This window comes from Streptomyces sp. NPDC057939, from assembly GCF_042887545.1.
GTDB lineage: Bacteria > Actinomycetota > Actinomycetes > Streptomycetales > Streptomycetaceae > Streptomyces.
The window spans coordinates 1-10,894 of record NZ_JBHVPG010000076.1; the positions used below are offsets into that span (position 1 = coordinate 1).

At 73.1% G+C, this 10,894-nt stretch carries 12 protein-coding genes and 1 riboswitch; of the genes, 7 read left to right on the forward strand and 5 right to left on the reverse strand.

Features of this window, described 5'->3' with window-relative positions; all coding sequences use genetic code 11:
* The coding region (locus tag ACFVS6_RS40030) for an adenosylcobinamide amidohydrolase (protein WP_389711460.1) at positions 1-590 on the reverse strand (590 nt) is incomplete at its 3' end.
* A gap of 229 nt (positions 591-819) precedes the next feature.
* On the opposite strand from ACFVS6_RS40030, the gene ACFVS6_RS40035 reads away from it, so the two are divergent.
* Entirely contained in the window at positions 820-1,320 is a 501-nt protein-coding gene (locus ACFVS6_RS40035; protein WP_389711461.1) for a DUF5709 domain-containing protein, read from the forward strand.
* Positions 1,321-1,398: 78 nt separating this feature from the next.
* Here ACFVS6_RS40035 and glgX read toward each other — a convergent pair whose 3' ends face one another.
* On the reverse strand, positions 1,399-3,522 hold the full coding sequence (glgX, locus tag ACFVS6_RS40040; RefSeq protein WP_389711462.1) for a glycogen debranching protein GlgX: 2,124 nt from the start codon (positions 3,520-3,522) through the stop codon (positions 1,399-1,401).
* Positions 3,523-3,674: 152 nt separating this feature from the next.
* Here glgX and ACFVS6_RS40045 point away from each other — a divergent pair, with 152 nt between their 5' ends.
* Together ACFVS6_RS40045 and ACFVS6_RS40050 are read left to right on the forward strand one after the other, a co-directional pair.
* Complete coding sequence (locus ACFVS6_RS40045; RefSeq protein WP_389711463.1) at positions 3,675-4,238, forward strand: RHS repeat-associated core domain-containing protein; 564 nt, start codon at positions 3,675-3,677, stop codon at positions 4,236-4,238.
* 260 nt (positions 4,239-4,498) lie between these two features.
* On the forward strand, positions 4,499-5,014 hold the full coding sequence (locus tag ACFVS6_RS40050) for a hypothetical protein (protein WP_389711464.1): 516 nt from the start codon (positions 4,499-4,501) through the stop codon (positions 5,012-5,014).
* Between the two features lie 119 nt (positions 5,015-5,133).
* Here the strand turns inward: ACFVS6_RS40050 and ACFVS6_RS40055 are convergent, their stop codons facing one another.
* Complete coding sequence (locus tag ACFVS6_RS40055; protein ID WP_389711465.1) at positions 5,134-5,907, reverse strand: type 1 glutamine amidotransferase domain-containing protein; 774 nt, start codon at positions 5,905-5,907, stop codon at positions 5,134-5,136.
* A gap of 204 nt (positions 5,908-6,111) precedes the next feature.
* On the opposite strand from ACFVS6_RS40055, the gene ACFVS6_RS40060 reads away from it, so the two are divergent.
* The 4 genes from ACFVS6_RS40060 to ACFVS6_RS40075 all read left to right on the forward strand — a co-directional run bounded on the left by ACFVS6_RS40060 (position 6,112) and on the right by ACFVS6_RS40075 (position 9,192).
* On the forward strand, positions 6,112-7,140 hold the full coding sequence (locus ACFVS6_RS40060) for an AraC family transcriptional regulator ligand-binding domain-containing protein (RefSeq protein ID WP_389711466.1): 1,029 nt from the start codon (positions 6,112-6,114) through the stop codon (positions 7,138-7,140).
* A 52-nt stretch (positions 7,141-7,192) separates the two neighbouring features.
* Positions 7,193-7,256: riboswitch (guanidine-III (ykkC-III) riboswitch) on the forward strand.
* Positions 7,257-7,331: 75 nt separating this feature from the next.
* Positions 7,332-7,787, forward strand: a complete 456-nt coding sequence (locus ACFVS6_RS40065) for an Ohr family peroxiredoxin (protein ID WP_389711467.1) — start codon at positions 7,332-7,334, stop codon at positions 7,785-7,787.
* A complete protein-coding gene (locus tag ACFVS6_RS40070) occupies positions 7,774-8,220 on the forward strand; it encodes a hypothetical protein (protein WP_389711468.1) in 447 nt (148 codons plus the stop codon). Before ACFVS6_RS40065 ends, ACFVS6_RS40070 begins: the two co-directional genes overlap by 14 nt.
* Before the next feature lie 102 nt (positions 8,221-8,322).
* Entirely contained in the window at positions 8,323-9,192 is an 870-nt protein-coding gene (locus ACFVS6_RS40075) for a S1 family peptidase (protein ID WP_389711469.1), read from the forward strand.
* A gap of 33 nt (positions 9,193-9,225) precedes the next feature.
* Here the strand turns inward: ACFVS6_RS40075 and ACFVS6_RS40080 are convergent, their stop codons facing one another.
* Entirely contained in the window at positions 9,226-10,026 is an 801-nt protein-coding gene (locus tag ACFVS6_RS40080; RefSeq protein WP_389711470.1) for a VOC family protein, read from the reverse strand.
* A 169-nt stretch (positions 10,027-10,195) separates the two neighbouring features.
* On the reverse strand, positions 10,196-10,564 hold the full coding sequence (locus ACFVS6_RS40085) for an STAS domain-containing protein (RefSeq protein WP_389711471.1): 369 nt from the start codon (positions 10,562-10,564) through the stop codon (positions 10,196-10,198).
* Positions 10,565-10,894: the final 330 nt, after the last annotated feature.

Consider the following 10,894-nt stretch of genomic DNA (forward strand, 5'->3'; position numbering starts at 1 on the left):
GGTGGCCATGCGCGCCTGCGTGGACAAGAGGTCCCCGCACTACACCCACCGCTGCCGCGACCCCCCGAGCGGCTCCTCGACCCTCCCGGAGCGAGGAGCCGCTCGGGGGCCCCGCTCCGCAGACACGCACGGAGGGTGGCCTCGTGCACGGCCCGGGCCGGCCGAGCCCCCCAGACCGACCGCGGGCCGGCGAACGGTTCGACCGGATGCCCGTCCGAGGGCCGCAGCGCGGCGACGCACACGGCGTCCGTCGGCGTACCGGAGGCATCCGCACCCGCGTCGCGCAGCGCCTGGACCTTGGCCTCGGTGGCCGTGGCGACCGCGTTCACCAGGGCGGCGTCGGAGAAGGCCACGGGCACGGACACGATGATGTTGATCGTTCCCGCCGGCCTGGGCCCCGGGACGTGGGCCACTTGGGCGTTGAGCACCCACCGGCGCTCTCCGATGCCTCCGCCCGGCGGGGCACTGGAGATCATGCGACGACCCCGGCCGGGCACCCACAGGAGCATCGGCAGGGCCTGGCCGTCCTCCACGCGGGAGAGGAGCGGCAGACGCTCCAGAGCGGACAGGTCGAGGGGCGCGATGGACATGCCGCACCCTATCCCGCTGATCACGGGCCCGGTCCGCGGTGCGACCGGCGCCGGTGGGCCCGGGGGACTGCTTGCGGCGGCCGATGCCGGGTAGGCGCCCATTCTCGGGCGGTGGGCCCGCCCCGTGCCGACCGGGCCCGCCCGCCGAGGCCGAGTGGGGGCGAACGACACCCCTGGGACCGGGCGGAACCCCCAGGACCGGGCGGACAGGACGGGATGCGTGAGTGCCATGAGTGACGAGCAACAGATGGCGGACGACGTGTACCAGCCGACGGGCGACACCGAGGATCAGGCGGACGCCGCACCGCTCGACCTGCAGAACGCCGTGGGGGAGCGGACGTACGACGACATGCTGGACGAGGGCTACTCGCCGCCGGAGAAGCCGCTGGGCGTGACGAAGTACGGCACGACCGCCGCCGAGCAGCGCGAGGGCGAGTCCCTCGACCGGCGGCTGGCCCAGGAGGTCCCCGAGACGGGCCAGGATCCGGGCGACGGGTTGGGAGACCTGCCCGGGGGCGACGGAGAACTGTGGGACGAGGAGACCGGCACGGTGCGCGCGGGCCGACTGACCGCTCCGGACGAGGGCGCGCACGCGAACACCACCAAGGAACTCGTCGCGCGGGACCACGGCATCGACGGCGGCGCGGCCGGCGCGGAGGAGGCCGCGATGCACGTGATCCACGTGCGACCGGACGGCCCGGACGGCCCGGACGACGGCACGTACGAGTAGGGGCGGCGCGCACGGGGGTACCGAGCGCACCCGCCCGCGCCCGCCGTGCCCACCGCGCGCGCCGCCGCGCGCCCGCGGTCAGGGCTTCCTGGCCGGGCGGCGCAGCACCCGCATGCTGCGGGAGGTCAGGACGGTGGTCGCCGTCGCCTTGATCTCCGTCTCGTCCTGCGCGTCGTCACCGTCGAGGGCCGTGTCGAGGGCCACCGTCCAGGTCTCCCCGTAGGCGGCGGGCGGCAGCCGGAAGGACGTGTCCTCGGCCGAGGCGTTGAACATCAGCAGCAGCGAGTCCGGTCGCGCGGCGGCTCCCTCGCCGCCGTCCGCCGTGAGGTTGTCCCCGCAGAGGTAGACGCCGACGCTGCGGGCGTCGGCCCGGTCCCATTCCTCCGGGGTCATGCTCGTGCCGTCCGGGCCGAGCCAGACGATGTCGGCGACCGGCGCGGCCGCGTCCGTGGGCGCGCCCTGCGGGAAGCGCCGTCGGCGCAGGACGGGCTGGGCGCGGCGCAGGGCCAGGGCCCTGCGGGTGAACGCGAGCAGCTCGATGTCCTCCGGGCCCAGGTCCCAGTCCACCCAGGCGAGTTCGTTGTCCTGGCAGTAGACGTTGTTGTTGCCGTTCTGCGTGCGGCCCAGCTCGTCCCCGTGGGCGAGCATCGGCACGCCCAGGGACAGGCAGAGGGTCGCCATCATGTTGCGTTGTTGCCGTGCCCGCAGGAGGCGGATCCCCTCGTCGTCGCTGGGGCCCTCCGCACCGCAGTTCCACGAGCGGTTGTCGGCGTCGCCGTCGCGGCCGTCCTCCCCGTTGGCCTCGTTGTGGCGTTCGTTGTAGGAGACCAGGTCGCGCAGGGTGAAACCGTCGTGCGCGGTGATGAAGTTGATGCCGGCCCGGGGGCGCCTGCGGTCCGACTGGTACAGGTCGGCGGAGCCGGCGATGCGGGCGGCGAACTCGGGCAGGGAGGCTTCGTCCCCCCGCCAGAAGGAGCGGACGGCATCGCGGTAACGCCCGTTCCACTCGCTCCACAGGGCGGGGAAGTTGCCGACCTGGTAGCCGCCCTCCCCGATGTCCCAGGGCTCGGCGATGAGCTTGACGCGGCTGATGACCGGATCCTGGTGGACGATGTCGAAGAAGGCGGAGAGCTTGTCGACGTCGTGGAACTGGCGGGCCAGGGTGGCCGCGAGGTCGAACCTGAAGCCGTCCACGTGCATCTCGGTGACCCAGTACCGGAGCGAGTCCATGATCAGCTGGAGGACGGCGGGGTGCCGCATCAGGAGGCTGTTGCCGGTCCCGGTGGTGTCGAAGTAGTGGGCGGGGCTGTCGTCGACCAGGCGGTAGTAGGAGGGGTTGTCGATCCCCCGGAACGACAGGGTGGGACCTTGCTCGTTGCCCTCGGCCGTGTGGTTGTAGACCACGTCGAGAATGACCTCGATGCCCGCCCGGTGCAGCTCCTTGACCATGGACTTGAACTCGTCGACCTGGCCGCCGAGGCTCCCCCCGGCCGCGTGGGCGTGGTGGGGGGCGAAGAAGCCGATGGTGTTGTAGCCCCAGTAGTTCGAAAGGCCCCGGTCGGTGAGGAAGCCGTCCTGGGTGAACTGGTGCACCGGCATGAGTTCGAGGGCGGTGACGCCGAGCGCCAGGAGGTGCCCGACGACTGCCGGGTGCGCGACCCCTGCGTACGTGCCCCGCAGCTCCTCGGGAACCTCCGGATGGCGGAAGGTCAGCCCCTTCACGTGCGCCTCGTAGATGACCGAGTCGTGGAACGCGTGGCCCGGAGGGCGGTCCCCCTCCCAGTCGAACTCCCCGCCCGTCACCACGCCGAGCGGGACGTGTCCCAGGCTGTCGCGGTCGTCCGGACGGTCCGGGTCCGCGTCGGAGTGCCCGCTCAGGGAGGGATCGCCGTCGATCTGGCCGTCGATCGCCCGAGCGTAGGGGTCGAGCAACAGCTTGGCCGGATTGCACCGCAGGCCCTCGCCGGGGTTCCAGGGCCCGTGGACGCGGTAGCCGTACCGCTGCCCGGGGCCGACGCCGGACACCCGGCCGTGCCACACGCCGCCGTCCACCTCCGGAAGCGCGATCCGGTGCTCGCCGCCGTCCTCGCCGATCAGGCAGAGCTCCACCTTCTGCGCGCAGTCGGAGAAGAGCGCGAAGTTCGTTCCCGAGCCGTCGTGGGTCGCGCCGAGGGGGTACGGACGTCCTGCGGAGATATCCATGAACGAACATAAGCACGGGACGCGCGTGTGTGCCCGGGTCGGATTCGGCCGAACGGGACCGCCCGCCCCGCCCGCCCGGGTGGCACCGGTACGCCGCCCCCCCCCGGCAACCCGGCTTCTCCACCTCGGGGGCCACACGTCCGATCGTCGCCATGGTCGCGGTCGCGGGTCCTGGGGCCTTGTCCCCGACACCACGGCCGCGGACAATTGATGGGGGTGCCGTCCTCGGCGCCCGTGAATACGACCCGCGCACGGGCACCTTCCTCAGCGTGGACCCGGTTCTCGTCCTGGACTCCGGCCAGTTCCTCAACGCGTACGGCTACGCGGACAACAGCCCGGTGAGTACATCCGATCCCGCTGGCCCGTGTGCGGAACTCGACTGCCCCACGCGTGTTTGTGCCACCTGCCGCAACTTCACCCCGGGCCACGCACCCCGTCCGGGCGACGATCGGCCGGGCAGTGGCTCGGCCAACTCGGCGGCCCGGTCCGGCGCCCGAGCGAACTACGGCAGCAGCTACAAGCCCTCCCTCTACGAGGGTAGACCCCTCAACTGCCCCATGAAGCAATACGGTTGTGGCGGGGCCCAAGCCTCCCCCGCCGTCGACCCCTCTCCCGCCGCCGTGGATTCCGGCGTCGCTCCAGCTTCCTCCCGTCCCGAGAGGCTGCCGCCCGGACGATGCCGGGCTCTTCGCCGGCCGGTGACCAGCCGATCATGATCGGGGATGTTCCCTCCTATCCCGGCAGCGAGGAGAGCTTTGGTGGGAACCTCTCAAGGAAGAATTCGATGGGTGTGAAAGAATTCGCGCACATTCAGGACCCGAAATAGCGAACAAGTTTGGGGAGGATCTGGAGCGACATGAGGCAGGACTTTCGCGACAGTGGGCCCATTCTGTGTCCGCTCCGAATTTTGCCTCGAATGGGTTCTGGTACAGGTTGATGCGCCGACTTCAAGCCATATTTCTGAAAGGGGTGATGAATGGATCGGAAGATGTTTCGACGAATGGTCGCTACGTTGGCGGTCGTGCCGCTCCTGGCCGCCCTGGCGGTTGGATGTCGTCCCGCGCCTCATGCGATCCTGGCAGTCGAGCGGAACCGGACCGGTGGCGCTGGTGTGCTGATCGCTCCGTGCGCGGATTACGATGTCGTGCACTTGTCCGTCTTCAGTCATGAAGCCGGGAAAGTGGACCTATCGCGGTGGGCGATCATCAATGACGCAATGAGAGGGTCGCTCGCAGAATTGGAACTCTTCTCGGTTCCGCAGGGGTGGAGCGTCACCGAAGACACCTTGCAGGGCGTAGCAGGTGGGGGTGAATACACGGTGACCATCGATGGGTCGGTCCGAGGCCGGGGATTGGACGGCGAGCTGTCCTTCGCTGCGGATCAGCTTGCATCGCTGAAGCCCGGGGAGGTGCTCGTCGATGGCGATGGCGGTGCGAAGGCAGTCCCCAGATCGAAATTCGTCAACGCGAAATCCGGCCGTTGCGAACCCTGAGTGTCACGGCAGGAAATCCGGCGGTACCCGCACGCAGGACCCGGACGACGGGCCGCTGCGGCATTCGGGGATCCGGTCGCGGGACGCCGACCCACCGGTGCCCGGGGCACGGGCCGGATTCAACCGGTCGGGCGCGCCGCTCCCGCCGCGTGGGCGCGGACCAGGGACAGGTAGTCCGCGGCCAGGCGGTGGCAGTCGCCGGGCCAGCGGGCGGAGACGTAGTTGCCGTCCGTGACGGTGAAGCCGCGTCCGGGCCGGGCGGCGGTGTCGCGGACGGGCAGCGGCGGTCCGGCGCGGAAGTGGCTCGGGTCGGCGAGCGCCGCGGTGACCTCCTGCTGCACGGTCGTGCGGTACGTGCGGTAGTAGCGCCCCAGCCAGAGCCGGGTGAGGTTCCAGCCGGTCAACTCCAGCAAGGACGTCAGCGCGGTCGTCCGCCGACCGTGGAGGACCGAGCGTCCGGTGGCGGGATCCTCGGCCCGGGCGGCGAGCAGTACGCCGTGGCACACGGCGCCCACGGGCAGCCCCCGGGTGAAGATCCGGGCGAACAACCGCTGGGCGGTGGCGTCCTCCAGCAGCGTCCGCATGCCCGTCGCGTGACCGCCGGGTACGAACAGGCCCGTGATCGCGTCCGGATCGACCTCCCCGTACGAGGAGGGGGAGCGGAACCAGGGGTCCTCGGTGAGGCGCCGGTAGGCGGCCAGCTCGGCGCGACGGGTCATCAGCCAGGGCGAAAGCCAGGAGAAGCCGAGGTCCGTGAGCCGGGGGTCGGCGAGGGCCACCTCCCCACCGGGGGTCGCGAACCGCACCTCGAAGCCGGCGTCCCGCAGCGCGGCCCAGGGCACGGCGGCCTCGGTCGGGTCGTAGTCGCCTGCGGGGAGCAGGAAGAGAATCACGGTGCATTCCTCCGGGGGCGGCCGCGGTCGGCGGCGCGACGCGGCGGTGGTCAGGGCAGTACGCTTCCCCGGGTTCCGGGGGCGACGATAGGAGCCGACCGGCGCCACGTCATTGACCCGGGCGGCCAATCCGTTGACCCTCCCGACCGGCTCCCCCCTCCCACGGTGTTGACGGGGCTGGTGCGCCCGCATTGACTGGCGGCCGTGTCCACCAGCGAGCCGCCCTCCGTCACCGCGAGCTACGCCCTCGCCGTCCTCGGCGCCTCGGCGGACGGCGCCGGGGAGCCCGCCTGGGCGTCGCCCACGGACCGCCTGGCGTTCGGTGAGATGCGCGCCCTGTGGGACACGGTGCTCGGCGCCCCGGGCGCCGGACCGCACACCGGGCTCCTCGTGGGCGACCGCATCCGGCCCGAAGGCCTGCACGTCCTGGGTCACCTCGTCCTCACTTGCGCCGACCTGGCCGACGCCGCGCTGGCGGCCGAGCGCTACCACCCCCTGGTGAGCCAGGCGGGCACGGTGACCCTGCACCGGCGTGCCGGCGACAGCCTGATCCGCTACCGACCGACCGTCGACCCGAGGGCCATGCACCCCCAACAGGTGGAGGCGGTCCTCGCCGGCATGGTGCGGGCCGCCCGCTGGATCGCCGGCGACGACTGGGCGCCCCTGGCGGTGTCGTTCGCCCATCCCCTCGTCGGCGCGGCCGAACCGTACGCCCGCGTCCTCGGCTGCCCCGTCGCCTTCGACGCGCCGGAGCACGCGATCACGGTGGGCAACGAGGACCTCGACCGGCGCCGCCCCCTCTACGACCCGGAACTCAACGCCCTGCACCGGGCCCATGCCGACCGGCTCCTGGACCGGCTGTCCGCCGAGGTGACCACGGCCGGGAGCGTGCGGCGGTGGCTGGAGCGCGCCGCGCTCGCGGACGCCGGCCCCGAGGGGCCCGCCAAGGAGCTCAACCTCAGCGTCCGGACCCTGCGCAGGGCCCTCGGGGCGGAGGGAACGTCGTGGCGCGAGCTCCTCGACGCCGCCCGCCACGCCCGCGCCCGGCGCCTGCTGGAGACCTCGACGCTGTCCTTGGACCGGATCGCCCCGCAGGTGGGCCTGAGCGGCGCGGCGGCACTGGTGCGCGCCTTCACCCGCTGGGAGGGCATGCCCCCCGGGGCGTACCGCAGTCGACACCGGCCCGCGTCCCCGCCACGCGGGCCGGGCCGCGGGCGGGCCGGCGGCGGGTGAGGAAGGTCACCGTCGGCCCGTCCCCGGGTGGTGTCCGACGTTGCTAGATTTTCCGGCGGCCGGATCCACGGCCCCGGACGAGATGCGCCGTACCCGGTTACGCACGACGACGCGCGAGGTGCCGCACCAGCGGCGCCGACCGCTGTCCGCACCCGGGCGGCGTCCTCGTCGAGCAAGATGGGCCGAACGCCATGGCCGTGCCACTCACCGGCACCCTGTACGAAACGACCGCGCACGCCGTCGGAGGCCGCACCGGCTCCGTCCGCACGGACGACGGGCGCCTGGACCTGCGCCTGGCACCGCCGCGCAAGAAGGTGCCCGGCACCACCAATCCCGAGCAACTGTTCGCCGCCGGGTTCGCCGCCTGCTTCACCTCCGCGTTCGCGGAGGTCGCCGCCGAGTACGGGGCGGACGCCACGGCCGCGCACGTGGCCTGCGAGGTACGGCTCGGCACCACGGACACGCCCGCCGGCTACGGCCTCGCGGTGGCCCTCACCGTGAGCCTGCCCGGATGGGCGGCGGCGGACCTGCAACCCCTGCTGCACCGGGCCGACGAGGTCTGCCCGTATTCGCAGGCGGTGCGGGGCAACGTACCGCTGACGCTCCTGGCCGTGGACGACGACCCCGCCACCCGTGACGGGCACTGAGCCGGCGGGCCGCCCGGCGATGGGTCCCGGCGTCCCGCCGCCCGAGCGCGGCGCCTGGCTCCGGCGCGGCATCAGCCGCGACGGCGGACCCCTCGTCGAGGACCGCGAGGTGGTGTGGCTCCAGGTCGGGCGGTACTACGCCGACAGCCGGGGCTTCGCCGGTACGACCTCCTTCGACGGTTCGCAGGTGCGCTTCCACCACCTCACGGGCGAACCCGGTGAGGACACCGGCACCCTCCGGTGGGAGGGCGCGAACCTCGTCGAACGGGGCACCAACCCGGACGGGAGCACCTTCCTGGAGGTCTGGACCCCGCTGGCGGACGCCGAGGGCGTCACCGGTTCCTGGGCCGGCGCGGACCACCACGTGGTGCGTGTCGGCCGGCACGTGGTGCACGTCGATTCCGGGGCGGCGGGGACATACCGCAGGCTGTGACCTGCTGTCCGAAGGTGTAGCGCGCCGTGAACGGGGAAGAGGGAACGCGACCGGAAGCACTCAGTCCGATCATCCACCCGCCCCCGTTCGAAAGTCCCCGTCATGGCTGTCTCCGCCCCTCTGCCCGCTCAGCACCGACAGCGAGCCGCCCGGCCCCGGCCGGGACACCGGCTGCTGACCCGGGCGGTGGCCGTGGGAGCGGTCGCCGTGCTGTACACGGCGGCGACGGGCACCGGAGCCCAGGCGATCGTGCGCGGAACGGACTCCTCCGAGCCGTACCCGTTCATGGTGGCGATCCCGATGACCCCGGGGGACGGCGAGGGCTCCATGGACGCCATGTGCGGCGGGGCCCTGATCGCTCCGCAATGGGTGGTGACGGCCGGGCACTGCGCCCAGGAAGTGATGCCGGCACACCCCAGCGGAACGGTTCGCGTCGGCAGTGATCACCGCAACGCGGGCGGCACCGTACGCAAGATCGTCGCCAAGGTCGTCCACCCCGGCTTCGACGCCGCCGGCGACAAGCGCTCGAACGACGACATCGCCCTGCTGAAACTGGACCGGCCCGTCCGGGAACAGCCGGTGCGGATCGCGGGCAGCGCCCCCAAGGTCGGCGCGGACACCCGGGTGATCGGCTTCGGCACCGTGGTGGACGACCCCGAGCCGGGTCGGTGGGTGTTCCCCGACCGGCTCCAGGAGCTGGACACGCGCCGGACCGCCACGTCGGACTGCATGGACATCAACGGCAAGGGCGAGCTCTGCACCAGCAGCAAGGTCCGCGGCGCGATGGCCTGCTCCGGGGATTCGGGCGGTCCGCAGGTCCAGCGGGTGGGCGGTCGCTGGGAACTGGTCGGCGTCACCTCCGGCGACGGCGACTACGCCGTCGACCCGCACTGCGGGAGCGGTCCCGGGATCTGGACGTCGGTGTCCGCGTACAAGGACTGGATCAACCGCACCATCGCGGCCCACCACTGACGGGCGGGCGGGCGGACGGGCCGGTCCGGCCGGTCAGGCTCCCGCGGCGCGCGCCGTCCTACCGGGCGCGACCAGGGTGAACGGTGCCCCGTCGGGGTCGATGAGGACGACCCGTCGGCTCGACGGCGAGGTCTCGACGGGGGAACCGGCCCGGCCGCCCAGGTGTCCGGCGGCCTCCATCGCCGCCTCCAGGTCGGGTACCCGGAAGTGGACGTGCCAGCGGGGACGGACCTCGGGGTCCGGCGCCGCTTCCAGCGCGCCGCCGCGGATCCGGGCGATGGTGTCCCGACCGTGGCGCAGGACGACGTGGTCGTGCTCGTAGGACACGGTGCAGCAGCCGGGCCGCTCGCCGGCCCATTCGAGCACTTCCCCGTAGAAGATCGCGGCGGCGAACGCGTCGCGCGTGCGCAGTTCCAGCCAGGCCGGGGCGCTGCCGCGGCCCACGGACCAGTCGGGGAGCACGTCGCCCTCCCAGAGCCCGAAGACGGCCCCGGCGGGGTCGGCGGCCAGCCCCGCCCGCCCGGTGCCGAAGGACAGGGGGCCGACGGCCATGGTGGCGCCCCGCTCGCGGATCCGGGAGGCGGCGACGTCGGCGTCCTGGACGGCGAAGTACGGGGTCCACGCCGCCGGGACGTTGAACACCTCCGTCACGGTGCCGAGGCTCGCGACGGGGGCGCCGTCCCGGAACGCCACGCTGAAGTCGTCACCGAAGGGGGCGGGACGGAACTCCCAGCCGAGCACGGCGCCGTAGAACCGCTGCGCGGAGCCGAGGTCCCGCACCAGCAGGCTGACCCAGCAGGGCGCCCCCGAGATGTCGTGGCTCGATGTCGACACGGTCACCAGCCTCATCTGCCGCTCACGGGTGACGGACGTTCCCACAGTAGCCCGGTCGGCCGGCCCGGCCCGCGAGGCCCGCCGCCCGCGCGGCACTCCGCGAAGGCGGTCCTGCGGTGACGGCCCGAGGGGGCGCGGGCGGGCGGACGCGCGAGCGCGCCGCGCCGGACTACGCGGCCGCGCCGATCGGGGCGGAGAGGGCCTCGACGGCGGCTACGGCCTGCGCCGCGGTGGCGTGGACGTCAGGTGCGGGCACTCCGACGCCCGCTTCCAGGGCGCGACGCCCCTCGGCGCCGCCCGGAGCGACCACGGCCAACGGCACGCCCGCGCCGAGGCAGGTGCGGTGGGCCCGTACGACGGTGCTCACGGCCGCGGGGCTCAGCGCCTCCCCGGACAGCTCCAGGACCACGGGCGCGGCGCGGTGGGCCGCGAGGAGGTCGTCGATGTCCCAGGCGGCCGTGGCGCGGCTGCCGATGTCGAGGTCCGCGCGCAGGCGGATGATCAGCACGCCACTGTCGGTCACCTTGCTGGGCAGCACGGGCACTCCTTCTCTACGCCAATCACACCTTGTGTGCGTCGCGTGCCCGTCCGTGGCGTTTGTATGCGCGCGGGGTACGAAGCGATGTACGGGGCGCTCGCGATGGCCTAGTCTTCGCCCCGCCCGCCACCCGCCGACGGGCGGCCCGAGGGTTGATCCGGGGCGGCGGGGGCAGTCGCTCCCGGTGAGCTCGAAGCCACCGCCGCCGCTCACCCCCGACGGGCGGTACGTCGTCATCGGGGGCCGCCGTTGGCGGGCCACCGACCCGGCCGTGCCCGAGGAGGCCGGGGCCCGGCTGCGGGTCCACCTGATGGCGGCCCGTCGGGCGGT

Bases quoted from the DNA above. Each gene is read 5' to 3' on its own strand.
- ACFVS6_RS40050 (WP_389711464.1), top strand. From the start codon at position 4,499: ATGGATCGGAAGATGTTTCGACGAATGGTCGCTACGTTGGCGGTCGTG.
- ACFVS6_RS40045 (WP_389711463.1), top strand. From the start codon at position 3,675: ATGGTCGCGGTCGCGGGTCCTGGGGCCTTGTCCCCGACACCACGGCCG.
- ACFVS6_RS40035 (WP_389711461.1), top strand. From the start codon at position 820: ATGAGTGACGAGCAACAGATGGCGGACGACGTGTACCAGCCGACGGGC.
- ACFVS6_RS40065 (WP_389711467.1), top strand. From the start codon at position 7,332: ATGGCCGTGCCACTCACCGGCACCCTGTACGAAACGACCGCGCACGCC.
- ACFVS6_RS40075 (WP_389711469.1), top strand. From the start codon at position 8,323: ATGGCTGTCTCCGCCCCTCTGCCCGCTCAGCACCGACAGCGAGCCGCC.
- glgX (WP_389711462.1), bottom strand. From the start codon at position 3,522: ATGGATATCTCCGCAGGACGTCCGTACCCCCTCGGCGCGACCCACGAC.